Genomic DNA, 17747 nt, shown 5'->3' on the forward strand with positions numbered 1-17747 from the left:
CAGAGGATTTACGGGATGTCGCGCATGGCGACTTCGATAGCGTAGGTCCGCTTGCCGTCCTTTTCAGCGTAGGCCCACAGACCGTGGAAGTTATCTCGGAGGTCGGGATGCAACTTGAGGAGGCCGCTCATAACGGCGACTGCCTCTGCCTTGGCGGCAACAGGTTCGGTCAAGCCAGTCCCCTCATAGGTGATGCCGAGATCTGCCGTGTGCAGAGTAGTGTCGACATGCAGATTTGTAATCTTCCACGACTTCCCGGTGCCTGAGACCGATTCAGGCTGAGTGCTCCCGGCTATTGTCAGGGGCAGGGATTCGGCGGGATTGGCACCGACCAGAGACTGCTCCCTGTTCAGCTTTTCGAGATTGGGGGTTGATATGAAGTCGACAGGTAGTTCGAGCAAACGGGCCAAGTCGTAGCTATACCAGGCGGCCCAGGACGTCGATGCGGATTTCTTGGCGGCAAGGGACCGGGCCTGAGTCCAATAAGCGACGGGGTCGTGGCCATCCAGTGCACCTTCGCGCACAAAGAGTCCACCGAGCTTCCATTGATTCGATGCTGCCGAGTCAGTTGCGAGGATCAGGCCGAGTTGACCAGCAAGCGGCGTACTGGTTGAGTCACCGAGCATCAGACCGTAGCGGCCTGGAGGGAGGCTGCGCAAATTGACGGTAACAGTCAGGGTGTTGTCGGTATTGGTGCAGAAAAATTCTGTGTCTGCAGGAGCTTTCAGTTCGGTCGCGTCGAGCACATAGATGCTGCGCCAGTGAACATTTCCACCTTTGAAGAGAGGTGCTGCACCTTGGGCGACAGTCCGTATTCCGTCCCACTCACCCGAGATCGACGGTAGGAGCGAAGACTGGAGTACGTTCAGGTCCTGCGAGGCGAGGCTGGCGGCCATGGGCGCTGCAGCGGCCACGAGGGCATCTCGATCAGCCGGTTGCATTGCGCCCTGGGTGGTGCAACTCACAGCAAGTGCAGAGCAGGTTGCGGCCACAAATAGGGTCGCGATGAGAGCGAGGGTGCGTCTGGGGTGAGATTGCGTGCCGGCTAGCGGCTGAATCCCGGATTCTGAAGGCGCGAACTGCAAATTCATCGGTACGGCTCCCGCGCTCGAATGCCTGACAGCGAGCGTTTCCCTACTCTTGTTAGTCTAGTACAGTGGGTGTTTGGTTAGCGGTTAGCTTCAAGTCAGGGAATTGACCATGAGATTCATTTCCGCTTTGCGGGAAACCGGGGTAGCGACGTTAGCGATGATTCTGGCGGCTGGCGGTATTACGCTGGCCGGACAAGCACCCAATGCCGGACAGGCCACCTCGGGACTGCCCGCGGCGGCTAAGCCGGGCACGTCGAAGGCCGGCACGCAAACGGTTTCCAAGCGCACGCATGGCAAGCGCAAGGCGGCCAAGGCTGCGGCTGAGGCACTGCCGGTAGTAGAGACGCGACCGCCGGATCCTCCGCCGCCGGATTGGCCGGCCAACGCGAAGGCTCAAGCTGCATCAGTAGGCTGGAATGGTCGTGATCTGAGCATTGCCGCCACGAACTCGAGCCTGAAGCAGATTCTCCAGGACGTTTCGATGGCCACCGGTGTCAAGGTGGAAGGCATCGGAACAGCCCCTCATGGTGACCAGCGGGTGTACGGGAGCTACGGCCCGGCTTCCGCTCGGGTGGTCCTTGGCCAGTTGCTGGAGGGCTCCGGATATAACGTAATGATGGTCGGCGACCAGGGCGAGGGAACTCCCAGGGAACTGGTTCTGACGGCTAAGACCGGGCGCGGCGCCCCTCCGCAGGGGCAGCTGAACGGCGGTCAGCAAAACCAAGGCGGGGACGACGATGCTCAGGAAGATCAGGAGCAGCCGGAGCTGCCACCGATCGATCCGAACTTAAACCGCTCACCTGGAATGGTCCCACAACCACCCGGGCAGCAGGGTAAGACTCCTCAGCAGATATTGCAGGAGATTCAGCAGCGGCAGATGCAACAGCAACAGCAGCAAGGGCAGCCTCCGGAGGGAGCTCCGCCTCCAAACGAATAATTACGCTTGGATGGATTTCCATCCGCTGCAAGCTTTCTAGCTGGAGTATCGGTCGTTTTGTCTTACTTCGGGCGATACTTTAAGGGTGACTCTCGCTCTAATCTGGCATTGGGGATTCGCAGCATCGGTTTGGATGCTAGCGTTTGGATGGTTTTGGCAGGGACTGCAATGGTGGTGTCACCTTGATTCTATAGCAGACCTAAATAAACTTGATTTCAAAGACTTACGAAGCCTTTCCGCGAATGATCCTCAGCTCACGGTCGTTGTGCCCGCCTGCAACGAAGAGGCTTCAATCGGAGCCACCTTAGGGTCGCTCTTGGCCTCCAAAGGCATTCGACTGCAGATCATAGCGGTCAATGATCGCTCCGTCGATGAAACAGGTGCCCGCATGGAGGAGCTGGCTCTCAAGGTTGTCAATAAAAATCTCGATTTGTCTCTCGATACTATTCATATTAAATGGCTTCCATCTGGATGGCTTGGCAAGCCACATGCGTTGGCCGAAGCCGCTTCTCTGGCCAAAGCAGAGTGGATTTTATTTACGGATGGCGATGTCATGTTTGCTCCGGAGACTCTAGCGAGAGCATTCCAGTACGCGATAGCCGAGCATACGGATCATCTGGTCGTGATGCCGGACTGGATCACTGGAAGGCCTGGTGAGGCGGCGATGCATGGCGCGATGCACGCCTTGACTACCTGGACCATGCGACTGTGGCGGGTAAACGATTCGAAGGCGAAAGACTTCATTGGAGTGGGAGCCTTCAATCTGATTCGCCGAAGCGCTTATGAAAAGCTTGGAGGGTTTCGAGCTTTAAAGATGGAAGTGCTTGAAGATTTGAGACTTGGCTGGATGGTAAAGCGTGCTGGGCTGCGTCAGCGGGTGGCACTCGGGCCGGGGCTCGTTTCTGTGCGCTGGGCAAATGGCGCCTGGGGAGTTGTGCGAAATCTGGAGAAGAATCTGTTCGCACTGCATCGGTACAACATGGCGCTGACCGTCCTATCATGCATAGGACTTGCCTTCCAGATCGTTTGGCCACTGTTGGGGCTTGCGACAGGCGGCTGGGCGCGCGCAGGAGGAGTGGCGAACTTCGCGGTGATTGCATTGGTGTACGCCGCGAGCTACCGTGTGACGCGAGTGCCGGTGGGTTACGTAATCTTGTATCCATTCGCAGCTGGGTTGTTTCTCTTTGCCATGATTCGGTCGATGGTCCTGGCGCTTTGGCGCGGAGGAGTAGTCTGGCGCGGAACGCTCTATTCACTCAAAGACCTGCGCGCGCACTCTGGACGGTTCTGGTAGGCGACTATTTCTTTGCCGCAGGTAGGGGCTCCTCATCTCTATGGTCCATGAAGCTGCGGTGACGACCGGTCGGGGCTAGATTTGGATCCCGAACCGGCGGTCGGTCGGTCTGCCCGTTGAAGCCGCGTACCAGCCTCGGGTTGGGCCGGAACTTTTCCGGACCACCGCTAAACTGCCGCAGGTGACTCAGAACGATTCCCATGCGGCCGTGCGTCGAGCGGACGATCCCTCGGACTTGCACATCCTGGTCGCGGTACCGGCGCAAGTCGCCGATATCGTCATGGTCGGCAGGCAGGCTCAGGATGGTGAAATGACACTCCGCGTCAGCTTGATCCGGCGGGCAGAGGTCAAGAAAGCGCGTGCCGTCGCTGGCCTCGACTACGTCGTAGACGTGTGCGGTAACGCAGATGTCCTGATTTGGCTGCTGGGCGGCCTGGGCAACCGTGAGGCAGGCGATCGGCTTCCTCGCTGCTCTTGCGGGAAGAGTTGCGGGTACGACCATAAAAATGACGAGCCAGATCCACACGGACGGCTTGCACGGGACCTGCGAATGAGGCATGGATTCGCTCCTCGGCAACGTTTGAAGTCTGCAATCCGAAGGAATGCAAGCAGGCTACCGCCATTGGGGGAGAAAGGGAAGGCGACTTGGAAGTCGATTGCGTCAACTTGTTCGTGTGCCGTTCGTCTAACCGAAAGACGACGTATTTGACTCTTTCGTCTGCTCTCAAAACCCATGATGACATCCTTGAATTTTCGTCTCCAAACTTTGCGTAATTCGTCTTTGATTTTTCTCATCCCGGCGTTGGTGTGCAGTGTTGCGCTTCCGGGGAATGCCCAAGAGACAGGCGGACAATCTACTCCGGCCACGGCCACCACGCTGAAGGTAGACGCGCGCGAAGTCGTTCTGCCGGTGACGGTGCGAGACAAGAAAGGCCAGGTCGTTCCCAATTTGAAGGCGAGCGATTTCATTTTGACCGAGGACTCGCGTCCGCAGACGATCAAAAGCTTTGCGAAGGAAAGCAATCTGCCGTTCCGGATCGGGCTTTTGGTCGACACGAGCCGCAGTCTTGAGGCTGGACTTCCGGCTGAGCGGTCCGCTACCGGGAAATTCGTCGACCAGATGCTCGCTCAGCCAGCGGACAAGGCTTTCTTGCTGCACTTTGACCACGAGGTGGAGTTGCTACAGGACTTTACGTCGTCGAAGAGCAAGCTCCACCACGAGCTCGACGAGATGACGACTTCATCGGGTGGCCAGAACAGCGGAGATCAGAGCGGCGGCGATCGCGGAGGTTCAGGCGGCGGTCGCGGCGGTCGCCGTGGCGGCGGCACCCAGATGTATGACGCAATCTACCTTGCCTCGAATGAGCTGATGATGAAGGAGCCAGGGCGGAAAGCGCTCATCGTGCTTTCCGATGGCGTGGATAGAGGCAGCAAGGAATCGATGAATGATGCGATCGACGCGGCGGAAAAGGCCAACGTTTCGGTGTATACGGTCTACTTCAAGGGTGAGTCAGACCACGGTAGTATGCCGGGCTTAGGGCAGGGGCGGCGCGGCGGCGGAGGGTATCCCGGCGGCGGGGGCGGTTATCCCGGTGGTGGAGGAGGCTACCCAGGCGGCGGTCGTGGCGGACAGAGGCCGGGCGGAGGCGAAGAGCCCAAGATCGATGGGAAAAAGATTCTGGAAAAGATTGCCGAGCGCACCGGTGGGGTATTCTTCGAGGCGAAAAAGAGAGACAGCTTCGACGAAGTCTACGCCCAGATTACCGCAGAACTACGCGGCCAATATCTCCTCACCTATACGCCGGATAACCCCGCGACCAAAGACGACTCTGACGGTTTCCACAAGATTGCGTTGAAAGCGAAAGACGAGAAGCTTGTCGTCGTCACCCGTGAAGGGTATTACGCCGCGAACTGAGTCCTGTGCAGCCGTGTGCGTTCGGCACCGCGGGGCCGACCATCGGCCACGAGGATCGATTCGAGGCCGACGATGCGGAGCAGTTCAAGCACGTGTGCCGACGGCGAGACAACGGAGAAATCCGTGCCTGCTTCGACAGCCGTGCAGTACAGCGTGATGAGAGCGGCAATGCCGGCAGCGTCGATGCGCTCCACGCCAGCGAGGTTCAAGGCCACAGATTCCGAGGCAACGCGTGGTTTGAGAGAGTTGACGATCTGCTCTTCGGTGCCGCGTACCAACTCAAAGTCAATGGCAATAGTAGTAGCAACTGCGCTACCGACCAGGCTTCCGGGCGATGTTGAATTAGAAAAAGACGATAGAGTCATACTTGTCCTCCTGAACGGACCAGCGGCAGGGTTCATTTCGCCGCAAATCCCGTTCGTGAGATTGAATACGTAAAGATGACTACCACTGGTTCCATCCCGTTAGATTCCTCTCAGACGCATTCGGATGCGAAAACCCGTTCCGATGGCCCGCTGATGCAGCAAAGGATTCGCGAGCTGGCGCTTGAAGCCAGCTTCACGCATGCCGGTATTGTGGGGCTGCCGCACTCCGCTGTTGAGCGGGATGCCGAGCGTTTTGAGGAGTTTATCGATGCGGGCCGGGCAGGAAGCATGGCCTATCTGGCTCGGCGCAACGACGAGAATGCGCTGGTTCGCGGCCGGGTGGATGTTCCGTTTCCATGGGCGCGGTCGGTAGTAGTTTGCCTGGCCGGATATAACGCGGATGCACCACTTTCGACGGCACCGGCAGCCGCTGAGGCTGGCTGGATAGCTCGCTACGCGTGGTCAGGGCGCCGGGACGAAAAGGGAAAGATTCGACCCAGCGATTATCACAAGGTGCTGTTGAAGCGGTTGCGAATGCTCGAGGCGGCGATGCACGAGAGTTTTGGGGAGTTCGAGAGCCGGGCTTACGTCGATACTGGACCGGTAGTGGAGCGTTCGGTTGCACGAGCGGCCGGTATGGGCTGGACGGGGAAGAATACCTGCCTTATTCATCCGAAACTGGGCTCGTGGAATTTTCTGGCAGTGCTTGTGACTTCGCTGGAGCTATCGGTGGATCAGGCCCCGCTGACTGTTCCAGACCGTTGTGGCAGTTGCACCCGCTGCCTGGATGCCTGCCCGACCGGGGCGCTCATTGCGCCGTATCAAATGGATGCGACGCGCTGCATCTCGTATCTAACGATCGAGCATCGCGGAGAGGTATCAGAAGAATTACGTGAGGGGATGGGGCGGCAGGTCTTCGGCTGCGATATCTGCCAGGATGTCTGCCCGTGGAACCGCAAAGCTCCAATTGGGACCGAGCCTGATTTAGCGATGCGTGGAGAACTGGTGAATCCGGACTTGGAGTGGCTGGCCGGGTTGGAGATGGCGGATTTCGAGCGGCACTTCAATGGATCCCCGGTGCGCCGGGCGGGCTTCGCCGGATTGCGAAGGAATGTGGCGATTGCAATGGGCAACAGCGGCCTTCCGCGCTTCTTACCCTGGCTGGAACGTTGGGCGAACGATGTTCCTGATGAGGCGGGATCAGAGGGAACGGGAGCCCTCCGCGATGCCGCAGGCTGGGCCATGCGCAAGATTCAGGAGCGCAGGCCGTAGAGTGGCAAACGCAGCCGATTCGAGAGCAGGCGAAGCTGTTCTCGTTACTCAGGTTGCCGGAGTTCAGGCGGAGCGGGTAACCTCAATTGCGTTCAGGCCTTTCGGCCCCTGCTGTAACTCGAACTCCACCGCTTCCCCCTCGTTCAAGGAGCGGTATCCATCTGCCTGGATGGCAGAAAAATGTACAAATACGTCTTCGCCTGTCGACCGCTGAATGAAACCGTAACCCTTAGCTCCGTTAAACCACTTGACGACGCCTTGTTCTTTCACTCCGAAGTCTCCTTGCTTGTTGTGTCTGCCGCTTATGGATGTGTTTCGTTGATATGAGTAAGTAGAGAATGATGGGCCGCCGGGCGCACCAGTGAGCAGGCTTTGTACGCGAATTCTGCGAACAGGTGATAACGTCTCAGCTGTATTTACATCGTGGCCCCAGATGGTTTCCGTGCTCTGGTTATGTCAGGATTCGGTTAAAAATGCAAGGGAAAAAACGGGAGTTGCCTGCCAGCGTGAGCGCGCTTCTGTGCATTTTCCTCAGTGTTCATGCGGGAATTCGAGAGCCTCTGGTAACATCAAGGGGAACGACCGCTATGAAACCTATCTCATCATCCGAGACTGAGGCGGAACCTCTATCTCCAAGGCAGCCCACTCCAACGAAGGTTGTAAAGGCAGAAGCGCAGCCTGCTCGCGCGACGGATGAAGGACCGCTCCCGATCTATGGTTTCCAGTGGCGGCGCGATGGTAGGGTGCTCTTGAAGTATCTGCTGGACAGCGAAGTTCACACGTTCGCCTTCAGCGTCTCGGCCAACGCCATTCTCTCGTTCATTCCGTTTATCGTGATGCTCTACGCAATCGCACACAGCTTCTTCCACTCGCAGGAGATGGTGAATGTGATTGGGGATATGGTGGAGTACTTACTGCCTTCCAATCAGGATTGGATTGCGCACACACTCTCTGTCGTGGCTGCGCGGCAGGGAGTGCGGCTGTTCTCGCTGCTTATGATCCTGGTGTCGTGCACCGGGATTTTTCTGCCACTCGAAGTGGCGCTGAACCGCTCGTGGGGTGTTGCGGTGAGTCGCAACTATCTCATGAATCAGTTAGTGGCACTGGGGCTGGCGGTGTGGATGGTCTTTCTCGGGCTGGTGAGCATCGCCATCAACGCCGGTCAGCGTTGGGTGTTGACGATGGTCCTCTTCGGCCATATCGACAACGTTGTGTTTCGATTTCTAAGCGCATCTTGGCTGGCGCTTTCGACCTCGGTGGCGGCGATCCTCTTTTTCTTTTCGATCTACTGGCTTCTGCCCAATCGCAAGCTGCCGCCGCGGCCGGTGCTGCGTGTTTCTGTGGTGACTGGACTGCTGTGGGTAGGAGCGAAATATCTGTTCGTTGCTCTCCTGCCGAAGCTGGATCTGCGCGCTCTCTATGGACCGTTTTCGGTGTCTGTTGGGCTACTGCTTTGGGCTTATGTCACGGGTCTGTTGCTCTTCGCCGGTGCACAGTTCAGCGCGATGCGCCATAAAAGTCTGCATCCCGCGAATGTGTCGCCGCGAGAGAAATAATCACTTGAGTTCAAAAGCCTTTAGGGCAATCGCATTGGGCTGACGACCCGTGGGCAGGAAAGTGAAGAGCGTATTGGTGCCGGTGCGGATCACGGCAACATCTCCGGAGCGCGCATCAACTGCGAAGAGTAGAAAGCCGTCGGCGGAAAAAGCGAGTGCGTCAGGCCCATCTCCAATATGGATGGTCCCGGTTCGCTTGCCATCATCGATTGAGTAAATCGTCAGTTCCTGCGAGCGGAAATTGCTGACATAGAGCAGGGAATTGTCGGCGCTTACCAAGCCGCGGACCGGACGCGAGCCGACCATGTACGCTCCGCCAACATCATCGGTGCCGGTGACGACCTCAGAGATCGAGTCTGAGTCATAGTTCGAGACGAAGAGTTCGCCACCGTCCGGTTTAAGCGCAAGATGGACCGGCGAATGACCCACATCAAGAAGGGCTTCCAGGGCATCCTGCCGATTGCCCGAGTTTGCCAGGGAAATTGCCATGATCTGGTGCCCGGCGGAGCAGGCTGCAAATGCTTTCGAGGAATCCGGCAGGATCACCGCATCGGTTGCGCCGGGGCAACCATCAATGGTCCTGCGTACCTGACCCGACTTCGGGTCGATGATGGTGACGCTGTTGCCGATGCGGTTGGTGACAATAAGCGACTTGCCGTCGGGTGAAATTCGGGCCAGACCGGGGCCTTGGCCTGTGCGGATCTCCGCGATTTCGCGGCGCGCCTTCAGATCAAGGATGGAGACGGAGTTCGATCCAGAATTGGCGACGTAGGCCCGTTCCCCAGCTGCATCTACATCGAGGAAATAGGGCTGCCCGTGGAGCGGAATGGTGGCAACGACAGTGTTGTTCTCGTTGTCAATGACCGAGACGGATCCGTTTTCAGAGCTGCTTCCGGAGTTGACGACGTAGACCTCGTTACTCTTCGGGTTGGTCGTGACCCCGCTGGGATTCTTGCCAACCTGGAGCTCGCGATCCAGGCGCATGTTCACAACATCGTAGATGGATACGGTGTTGCTACCGCCGTTCGAAACATAGGCGAATTCGCGGTAGTTGGCCGGATGCTGTGGGAAGTGGTGGCTGCGGCAGGCGGAGATTCCCGCGAGCGCGAGGCTTGCACCCAGTCCAACGAGAAGTTTGGTGGAAGGCTGATTCACGCGGTATGGGCTTCCACATGAATACCGCGTGGAACTTGGCGATGGAGCACGGCCGCAATTTGCTCGAGCTGATCCATCATTTCCGTGAACTGCTCCGGATAGATCGACTGTGGTCCGTCGGAGAGTGCCTTTTCCGGCTGATGGTGCACTTCGACCATGATGCCGTCGGCTCCGACAGCGACTGCTGCGCGGGCCATGGGCACGACCTTGTTACGTTTTCCTGTTCCGTGGCTGGGGTCAACCAGGATGGGCAGGTGGCTGAGGCGCTGGACAGCGGGAACGATGCTGAGGTCGAGGGTATTGCGGGTATGGTCGGCGAAGGTGCGGACGCCGCGTTCGCAGAGGATAACCTGGTAATTGCCCTCACTCATTACGTATTCGGCCGACATCAGGAACTCATCAAGCGTCGCCGACATGCCACGCTTGACCAGCACGGGCTTGCGTGTGCGTCCGGCTTTCTTCAGCAGGGAGTAATTCTGCATGTTGCGTGCGCCGATTTGGATGACGTCGGCGTACTGGACGACGAGTTCAAGGCTCTCGTTGTCGATAGCTTCGGTAATGATGCGCATGCCGGTGCGTTCGCGGATCTCGGCCATGATCTGCAACGCTTCTTCGCCCAGCCCCTGAAAGGCGTAGGGCGAAGTGCGCGGCTTGAATGCGCCTCCACGGAAAAACTGCGCGCCGGAAGCAGCAACCTTGTCGGCGATAGCGAACGCCTGATCGCGGGTTTCGATCGAGCAGGGGCCGGCAACGATGGCGACGTTCTGGCCTCCGCCAATGACGGCGTCCGTGCCGGGGAAGCGGATGATAGTGTCTTCCTGCTTCAAGTCACGGCTGGCCAGTTTGTAGGCTTTGGAGACGCGGATGACTTCCGCCACGCCGGGGAGCTCTTCGATATTGCCGCGGTCGACTTCACCTTGGTTACCGGTGATGCCGATTGCTGTGCGTTGAGCGCCGGGAAGCGCGTGGGCTCGGAATCCGAGTTGCTCGATGTATTCGCAAACCGCCTGGACTTGCTCCGGCGTTGCCTGGGCTTTCATCACTACCAGCATGGCCTTAACCTCAAACAGCAAGTGTAACGATTGCTGCGAATCCGGGCAATGGGAGCGGTGAAAACGGTTGCACTGAACTAGTCAGGCTGGGATTCGGAAGAACCGGAAAAGGCGGCTACGATTGCTGGTGCGAGAACCATGAGGATGAATGCGGCGCCGATCATAAGGTCATGCATTGGGTTGATGCTCCTTGGTATGGACTGTTTTGTTTCGCTTCAGTCCGTCCATGTGGTAATCATGCCTGAAGTAACGTAGATACCCAATACCACTATTACTTTGTCCTGATCTGGACAGTGGTAGTGCCACTCACACGAAAGTTGCAGCCGAGTTCTGCGGTTGCTTCCTCGGTTTGCACTAATCGTCGGCGAGCTTATTCGGGGTTGGTCTCAGAAGAGCCTGAGTATGCGGCAACGATGGCTGGGGTGATGACCATGGCTACGAAGGTGAGGCCGATAAGAAGATCATGCATTGGGGGATTCTCCTCTGTGCAGGCTCGTCAGAACCTGTCCACAACATGAGAATGCCTGAAGTACTCTGAAGTTGAAATACCACCAAGACGCTGTCCCAAACCGAAACAGTGTTACCTGTGGTTACCACCTAGGTGTCATCGAAAGCTCGCGGTCAAAGCTTCCGAGCGAGCGTTGGAGGTCGCTGATGTGCGGAGCGGGATGATGTGTCAGGATGCGCGAGCAGCGTTGTTCGGCCATCGGCCATTGGCATTCGAGACGAGGCAGCAGATGCCGGGAAGGGGCACGCGAAGGAAACCGGAGCTTGGGTCGATGAGCGGACGAAGGGGCGATGGGATTAGCAACCCGGCCTGGCAACCAGAGATGCATGTACAACCGCGAGGATGCTTAGAGTAACGTGACGGATGAATACGACCAACTGAATAAGACCTGCCGAGAGATAGGCACACTTTCAACTCCTCGATAGCCGAAAGAAGCTAAGGGTGGTTGTATAGCTGTCACGCGGTGTTTTGATAAGATAAGTTGTTGATTTTAATATAGATAAATCTACTTTCATCTCCAGTTAACGAGCTAGACTGCTCAGACGTGACTTTGGAGTCGATGCGAAGGTACTTAGGTGGTATGAATAGACGCACCACAGACTTAGATATGCATGAAGCTTCACTGTAAGACGCAGACGCGCCGCTACCAGAGGGTCAGGGCTGCCTTCGATAAAGGGCCAGCTCGTGGATGGAACGAAGCAAGCTTCATTTAAATCAGCCGAATATCTGTCTACCACAGGCATAGGACGAAGAGTGATTCTCGTCAAGGCAAAGCATCTCCTGTTCTCTCAAGGCAGCCACGCGGACAGCGTATTCTTCATCCGCGCCGGGCGCGCCAGGCTTACCGTTGTATCCAAACGCGGCAAGGAAGCGACGATCACGTTGCTGCGTGCTGGCGATTTTGTCGGAGAAGAATCTCTCTCCGGCGTGGGCAGACTGCGCAAGGCCAGCGCACGGGCGATCACCGCTTGCTCGACGCTCCGCATCGATCGGGAGGAGATGCTGCGTGTCCTACGCGAGGAGCACGAGTTTGCTGAATACTTTCTAAAATTCATGCTTGCGCGTAGCTTGCGTACGCAAGCCGATCTGATCGATCAGCTTTTCAACTCAAGCGAACGGCGCCTCGCGCGTGCCCTACTCCTGATGGCCGATTTTGGCCAACCCGGCGAGCCCGAGCCCATGATTCCGTACATTACCCAGGAGACTCTGGCGGAGATGATCGGCACGACACGTTCGCGCGTCAGCTTTTTCATGAATCGCTTTCGCAAACTTGGGTACATCGATTACAACGGGCGCATTCGCGTGAACAAAACCCTTCTCAATGTGGTCCTCAAGGACCAGCTTCCAGAAGAAAATTCAGCCCGGCCCATCATAGTTGACAAATCCCCCACAACAGCGAAAATCTCGAAAATCAGGAAATTAGCCAAGGAAGCGTGAGCCGGATTGCACAGACCCTCGATCCCGCAGGGGATCATACTCGCGTCAATTTCCAACGAAACCGGATTAGGAGGGGGTCCTATGCTGGAATCGGCAGTGAAGCTCCTGATTGTTGACGATGACCACGCAATACGCTTTTCCTTGTGCCAGATTTTCCTGTCGATGGGGCACGAAGTGCGGACTGCCGAAGATGGCTTTTCGGCGTTGCAGCAGATCCGGGAACTGAACCCGGATATTCTGCTTTCCGACCTGAATATGCCGGGCATGTCGGGATTTGAATTGTTGTCCGTGGTGCGACGCCAGTTTCCCGCAATTTACGTCATTGCGATGAGCGGCGCATTCCGCGGCCAGACGGTTCCGTATGCAGTGGCAGCCGATGGATTCCACGAAGAAACAACAGGTCTAGCCGGCCTGTTCAAGAATTTTCAAGATGGCGTGTCACACGAGGCCTCTGCCCTGCGCGGCTGCCGCACGGTGACCCCCATCTGGATACCGCCGATGCGTTCGGATACCGCTAAGAAGCGGGAGATACTAATTGGCTGCCCGGAATGTATGCGGGCTTTTCCGCAGACTTTTCTGCGCCATGGGCTCGTCGAGGAGACGGGATGCGCGCATTGCGGAACTGCGATTCAGTATGCTGTCGTTGAGTCGATGACCACTTGCGTGTAGCCTTCAAGCCTATCTTGCCGAGGCAGGTAGCGCGCGGCAACAGCGATCAGAACTGGCCGCGACTGGCCATGTCTTGCCGATACGGCGGGATGCCTGTGATGCGCAGACGGAACCTGGAGTCAGTCGAGCTTGGCATCGGATGGGCTGGCCTTAGCCATGACTACTGCGGGTGCGACTACCATTCCGATGAACGCGAGGGCGATAAGCAAGTCATGCACTGTCGTACGCTCCTGGTGGAGTTCGTGTGAAGCTCTCCACACCCTGATCATCGGATGGATTGGAAAATTCTTAAATACCACGAAGAACGACGCCGTAATCAAATCAGTGTTACCTTTGTACCCACCTTCGTGCTATGTGGTAGGTAGTAACGGCAAAAGTTACTTTTGGCTCCGGTGCTTCAGTTTGCCGCGCTGCCCAAACCACTTCACCGCAATGATCGAGAGATAGCCGAGTTGGATAATCCAGACGGCGCTGTAGGCGGCTACCAGAAAATTGTGTCCCATATCAAGACTCCCACTTCAGTTTAATGAGCGATGTAGGTTTCTTCAGAGAGTGCGGCTTCCGCGGCTGCTCCATCAATTGCCTGCTGGCGGCGCTGCACATAGACGCGAATGCCAAGAATGACGAGTCCCCATACTGCCCAGGCTAGGACGTTCCATCCGAAGGCAGCCAGCATTTGTGGGTCTTTGAGCCCGGCATCTGGGTCACCTCCGAAGACCGGAGATGGGTGCTGCGTCCGCCAAAGACGGTTCGCCAGGTAATTGATGGGCATGTCGAGCCCACCGAAGATGGAGAGAACGGCGGCTAACGCCGGAACATCCGAACCCGAAGCAAAGCGGCGGGCCAGCAGGTAGCTGACGTAGATCAGCCAGAGCACCAGCGTGGTCGTAAGGCGAGCGTCCCAGGTCCACCAGATGCCCCAGACGGGGCGTCCCCAGAGCGGCCCGGTAACCAGCACGACCGTGCAGTAGACGACGCCCACTTCGGCGCCGGCAAGTGCCCATGCATCCGCGGCGAGCGCGCGGGCAGGCGAATCGCGCCGCCAAAACAAGTAGCAAAGCGAAGCGACCACGTTGATGGAGAAGAAGAGGTAGCAGAGCATGCCGTGGGGCACGTGGTAGTAGAAGATCCGGCCAACATCTCCCTGCGCGGCATCTGCAGGAGCGACGTACATGGCTTGGTAAAAACCCTTCGCCATGAGCGCCAACGTGCAAATCGCAATGAGGCCAAAGATTAACTTTTTCATAGTTTCCTGCGTATCACGCTGTCATTAGTTTACGCCCGCGTTCGTTCGTCTTACTCAGCCTGTAGGACGACGTCAAAAAGCATGAGGCTTACTGTGGTGAAGATGATGTCATAGCCGGCCAGGAGCTTGATCCAAAGCAGATCTGGGTCACTGGCATCTCCGGTGAGGATGGTCTTGACCGAAAGAACCATGGCCAATAGTGCCGGCAGAAAAATCGGAAAGAGGATGAGCGGCAGCAGTAGTTCCCGGTTGCGGCTCCGGATTGAGAGCGCCGCGAAAAACGTGCCGTTCGAAACAAGGGCCCATGTTCCCAAGGGTATGACGAGCGCCAACAGGCGGGCATCGCCCAGCGGGTGGAGATTGTAAAAGACGAAGAAGACGGGCCCTAGCACGGCCTGAACGACAGTGACAAAGAGAAAATTCGCGAGCACTTTGGCGAAGAAGATCGCAGAGCCGCCACCCTGGGTCATGCGCAACGCGTCCAGCACCTGGTGCCGGATCTCGCGCGCCCACGCCTGGTTCAGCGCCGAGACGCTGGCAAAAAGCGTCGCAACGCAGAGTACACCGCCGGCGATTTCGCGCGATGTGGCAGCCGTCGGGTCAAACGCCATGCTGAAGAGCACGACCACCAGCAGCGCGAAGAAGAGCATCGAATTGACGGCCTCGCGCGAGCGCCATTCAATGCGCAGATCCTTGCGCAGATGGGTCCAGACCAATGCGGGCCAACTCAGGTCTCCGGAACGGGTTGTCACAGCATTGGACATTCGATGTATTCAGGGTAAATGGCCAAAGCGATGCGTTCAGCGGAGAGATCCCATTCGCGCTAGAATCGCCGGATGAAGAAGGCTGTTTCTTCGCGCAGCGTGCAAGACGCTTCGCCAGACTTGCTGCGCGATTCGATTCTAGCCGCGTGGCGCACGAATGCGCGGGTAACGGCGTTTCTTGTCGAGGGGATGCCTGGCGACTTGTGGGATGCGAAAGTGCCGGGTTCGCCGCGAAAGACGGTCCGCATGATTGCCGCGCATCTCCACAACACGCGGTGCGCTTGGACGAGGACGCTGGGCAAGGAATTCGGCATCGCGGTGCCGGAGCGCGTGGACCGGTTCAAAGTGACGGCTGCGGAGCTAGTTCCAGCCCTGGAGCAAAGTAGTGCGGGGATATCGCGGTTGCTTGAGTTTGGCTGTGAACACGGCGGGAGCATTCCGCCGGCAAAGGCGTATGTCTGGCGCAATCTTCCCCTGGATATAGGCCATGTTCTGGGCTATTTCATCGCTCATGAGGGACACCATCGAGGGCAGATCGTGATACTGGCGCGGGAACTCGGCCAGCGGCTGCCCGCCGCAGTGACAAACGGTCTTTGGGATTGGACAAAGTGGGCTCGGGAAACTCAAAAGAGCTAACCGCAATCCATTTCGGTGCTAATGATTGGTCTTTTCTTCAAGGCGAATATTGTCCTTGGTCAGGTCGGCGACGACGGCCTCGGCTGCGCGCAGGTAATCAGCTGGAGCTAAGATGAGCTGCGTCCCCCGTACTCCGGCGGAGACGCTGATTTCGTCAAAGAGTTCGATCGTCTCATCGGCAAATGCCGGGAACGCTTTTCTCGCACCGAAGACGGTCACTCCTCCGCGGATGTAGCCGGTGAGCGGCTGCACCTCTTTAAGCGAAACCATCTCCGTCTTTCGCACTCTGGCGGCGCGGGCAAGTTTCTTGAAGTCGAGTTCAGCATCGCCAGGAATGACGGCGAAGAAGTGTCCTCCTGCACCGTCAGTTGTCAACAGCGTTTTAAAGACCTGCTCGATAGGCATGCCGATCTTTTTCGCAACTGAGATCGCGGTCAAATCTTCAGGGTCGACTTCGTATTCGCGCAATGAGTAGGCGATGCCGAGGGAGTCTAGGAAACGTGCGCCGTTCGTCTTCATATCAGCATTATGGCTTGTCGTGGCGCAGTTCGAGGCCAAGAGCCCAGCGCCGCTGAAATCCCTTCCAGTAGTTTGCGGAGGCAGCATCGTGGCCACCATATTGGTTGTCCGCGTTCTGTCCTCGCTGTAGTGGCCATGTGCCGTCAGACGAGTGTGGCGTAGGCGGATTCAGAAAGCTGTCCATCGACGTGTCATTGCGCAGATAGCGGTCGAGAAAGGCGACGACGAAATGCGCGTCGATTGCGCGAATACGATCCTTGCGCCAGACCGGCTCATCCCACTTCTCGATAAGCGCGAAAGAATCCTGTGCGGCGGCCGGAGCGTCGGCGCCGACGATATTGTGGCGGGCGTTCTCAAAGACCAGCAAGTAGCGATCGGAGGACTTGAGACTGTCGTAAATCCATCGCACGCCTTCGTCAAAGCCGGCGATATCGTCATTGTCGCCATCGATCGTGAGCGTCGGTACCTTAATCGATGCGAGACCGGCGGCGGACCAGGCACGATTCGCGGGCTGGCCTCCCCAAGGCGCCATCAGTACCATGGCCTTCAGGCCTGGGATCGGCTTGACCGGCTCCTTCCCCGATTCCTCAAGGATCCCATCGAAGATCGCCTTCGGCAGTGCCTTGAAGAGCGGACCATTTGCATCGTATCCGGCACCGCCGCTTTCGAGCAGGCCGAAGCCACCCATGGAGTAGCCAACGAGCGCCAGGTTATCGGGATCGTATGCGCCGGAGAGCACGAAGGCCGGATCGTTGGCGAGTTTACGCAACTCTGCAGCGACGGCGCGCTGATCGCGGGCGCGGCCCGATGCCGTATCGGCAAATGCAAGCCCTGCGCGAGCACCCTCTTTGAATGGAATGTCGTCATGATCGATAGAAGCTACAACGTAGCCCCGCGAGGCGAGGATTTCTGCTGTGCTGACGAAGTAGGTCGCCCAGTTGGTGAACCCGTGGGAAAAGATAACCAGGGGTGCGCCGCCCTTTTTGGGACCTGCATCGCGAATGGCCAGTCCGGTTTGCGGGAACTGCGCTGAGTCCGCGTAGGGCGAGCCGGGACCAGCGCCGGGATGGCGGTCGTAGTGGGCAATCGTCTTGGCGTCACCGCCCGAAGCGGGATACCAAACGGTCACGAAGATGTGCCGGTCATAGAGCGTCATTTTGCCCGAAGCTACATTTGAATGCAGAAAGTCGATTCGGTGCGGATCGATGACCTCAATCTGGCGGAAGCCGACTGGGTTTGGGCCGCGCTGGGCGAGTTCGGGGTAGTCGGCGCGGGTGTCAGGCTGGGCCGGCAATAGCATTGCATGGAACAAAGCCAGGAAAGCAAGGGTT

The 17747-nt window shown here is 57.7% G+C and carries 19 protein-coding genes; 8 read left to right on the forward strand and 11 right to left on the reverse strand.

Annotated features, from left to right (window positions below):
* Positions 1-8: 8 nt before the first annotated feature.
* Positions 9-1091, reverse strand: a complete 1083-nt coding sequence (locus AC5S27_RS08795) for a hypothetical protein (RefSeq protein ID WP_493934190.1) — start codon at positions 1089-1091, stop codon at positions 9-11.
* Positions 1092-1200: 109 nt separating this feature from the next.
* Here AC5S27_RS08795 and AC5S27_RS08800 point away from each other — a divergent pair, with 109 nt between their 5' ends.
* Both AC5S27_RS08800 and AC5S27_RS08805 read left to right on the forward strand, forming a co-directional pair.
* Positions 1201-2028 (forward strand): hypothetical protein, encoded by an 828-nt coding sequence (locus AC5S27_RS08800; RefSeq protein ID WP_493934191.1) that lies wholly within the window; start codon positions 1201-1203, stop codon positions 2026-2028.
* Positions 2029-2161: 133 nt separating this feature from the next.
* Positions 2162-3322, forward strand: coding sequence for a glycosyltransferase family 2 protein (locus AC5S27_RS08805; protein WP_493937291.1), 1161 nt, complete (start codon positions 2162-2164; stop codon positions 3320-3322).
* 4 nt (positions 3323-3326) lie between these two features.
* Here AC5S27_RS08805 and AC5S27_RS08810 read toward each other — a convergent pair whose 3' ends face one another.
* Entirely contained in the window at positions 3327-3881 is a 555-nt protein-coding gene (locus AC5S27_RS08810) for a hypothetical protein (protein ID WP_493934192.1), read from the reverse strand.
* 186 nt (positions 3882-4067) lie between these two features.
* Here AC5S27_RS08810 and AC5S27_RS08815 point away from each other — a divergent pair, with 186 nt between their 5' ends.
* A complete protein-coding gene (locus AC5S27_RS08815; protein WP_493934193.1) occupies positions 4068-5237 on the forward strand; it encodes a VWA domain-containing protein in 1170 nt (389 codons plus the stop codon).
* Here the strand turns inward: AC5S27_RS08815 and AC5S27_RS08820 are convergent.
* The gene (locus tag AC5S27_RS08820) at positions 5222-5602 is read right to left on the reverse strand and encodes an STAS domain-containing protein (protein ID WP_493934194.1); all 381 of its coding nucleotides are present in this window, start codon (positions 5600-5602) and stop codon (positions 5222-5224) included. The genes AC5S27_RS08815 and AC5S27_RS08820 overlap by 16 nt on opposite strands.
* Before the next feature lie 75 nt (positions 5603-5677).
* On the opposite strand from AC5S27_RS08820, the gene queG reads away from it, so the two are divergent.
* Positions 5678-6874, forward strand: a complete 1197-nt coding sequence (gene queG, locus AC5S27_RS08825) for a tRNA epoxyqueuosine(34) reductase QueG (RefSeq protein ID WP_493934195.1) — start codon at positions 5678-5680, stop codon at positions 6872-6874.
* Between the two features lie 63 nt (positions 6875-6937).
* Here queG and AC5S27_RS08830 read toward each other — a convergent pair whose 3' ends face one another.
* Positions 6938-7144 carry a cold-shock protein gene (locus tag AC5S27_RS08830; RefSeq protein ID WP_493934196.1) on the reverse strand — a complete coding sequence of 69 codons (207 nt, stop codon included), beginning with the start codon at positions 7142-7144 and terminating at the stop codon, positions 6938-6940.
* A 317-nt stretch (positions 7145-7461) separates the two neighbouring features.
* On the opposite strand from AC5S27_RS08830, the gene AC5S27_RS08835 reads away from it, so the two are divergent.
* Positions 7462-8430, forward strand: a complete 969-nt coding sequence (locus AC5S27_RS08835) for a YihY/virulence factor BrkB family protein (protein WP_493934197.1) — start codon at positions 7462-7464, stop codon at positions 8428-8430.
* On the opposite strand, the gene AC5S27_RS08840 is transcribed toward AC5S27_RS08835, so the two are convergent.
* Together AC5S27_RS08840 and aroF are read right to left on the reverse strand one after the other, a co-directional pair.
* Entirely contained in the window at positions 8431-9585 is a 1155-nt protein-coding gene (locus AC5S27_RS08840; RefSeq protein ID WP_493934198.1) for a YncE family protein, read from the reverse strand.
* Positions 9582-10637 (reverse strand): 3-deoxy-7-phosphoheptulonate synthase, encoded by a 1056-nt coding sequence (gene aroF, locus AC5S27_RS08845; protein WP_493934199.1) that lies wholly within the window; start codon positions 10635-10637, stop codon positions 9582-9584. The genes AC5S27_RS08840 and aroF overlap by 4 nt, the downstream gene beginning before the upstream one ends.
* 1261 nt (positions 10638-11898) lie before the next feature.
* On the opposite strand from aroF, the gene AC5S27_RS08850 reads away from it, so the two are divergent.
* Both AC5S27_RS08850 and AC5S27_RS08855 read left to right on the forward strand, forming a co-directional pair.
* Positions 11899-12582, forward strand: coding sequence for a Crp/Fnr family transcriptional regulator (locus tag AC5S27_RS08850; protein ID WP_493934200.1), 684 nt, complete (start codon positions 11899-11901; stop codon positions 12580-12582).
* 96 nt (positions 12583-12678) lie between these two features.
* Positions 12679-13251 (forward strand): response regulator, encoded by a 573-nt coding sequence (locus tag AC5S27_RS08855; RefSeq protein WP_493934201.1) that lies wholly within the window; start codon positions 12679-12681, stop codon positions 13249-13251.
* Between the two features lie 377 nt (positions 13252-13628).
* Here the strand turns inward: AC5S27_RS08855 and AC5S27_RS08860 are convergent, their stop codons facing one another.
* From AC5S27_RS08860 to AC5S27_RS08870, 3 genes are read right to left on the reverse strand one after another with little or no spacing between them, the layout of a single operon-like run.
* Complete coding sequence (locus AC5S27_RS08860) at positions 13629-13754, reverse strand: hypothetical protein (RefSeq protein ID WP_493934202.1); 126 nt, start codon at positions 13752-13754, stop codon at positions 13629-13631.
* Between the two features lie 20 nt (positions 13755-13774).
* Positions 13775-14497, reverse strand: a complete 723-nt coding sequence (locus AC5S27_RS08865; protein WP_493934203.1) for a cytochrome c biogenesis protein — start codon at positions 14495-14497, stop codon at positions 13775-13777.
* Positions 14498-14547: 50 nt separating this feature from the next.
* Positions 14548-15261, reverse strand: a complete 714-nt coding sequence (locus AC5S27_RS08870) for a heme exporter protein CcmB (protein ID WP_493934204.1) — start codon at positions 15259-15261, stop codon at positions 14548-14550.
* A gap of 72 nt (positions 15262-15333) precedes the next feature.
* Between AC5S27_RS08870 and AC5S27_RS08875 the strand changes: the two genes are divergently transcribed.
* A complete protein-coding gene (locus tag AC5S27_RS08875; RefSeq protein WP_493934205.1) occupies positions 15334-15897 on the forward strand; it encodes a DinB family protein in 564 nt (187 codons plus the stop codon).
* An 18-nt stretch (positions 15898-15915) separates the two neighbouring features.
* Here the strand turns inward: AC5S27_RS08875 and AC5S27_RS08880 are convergent, their stop codons facing one another.
* Together AC5S27_RS08880 and AC5S27_RS08885 are read right to left on the reverse strand one after the other, a co-directional pair.
* Complete coding sequence (locus tag AC5S27_RS08880; RefSeq protein ID WP_493934206.1) at positions 15916-16416, reverse strand: aminoacyl-tRNA deacylase; 501 nt, start codon at positions 16414-16416, stop codon at positions 15916-15918.
* Positions 16417-16423: 7 nt separating this feature from the next.
* Positions 16424-17716 carry an alpha/beta hydrolase family protein gene (locus AC5S27_RS08885; RefSeq protein WP_493934207.1) on the reverse strand — a complete coding sequence of 431 codons (1293 nt, stop codon included), beginning with the start codon at positions 17714-17716 and terminating at the stop codon, positions 16424-16426.
* Positions 17717-17747: the final 31 nt, after the last annotated feature.

The sequence above is a fragment of the Acidicapsa borealis genome, from assembly GCF_059115245.1.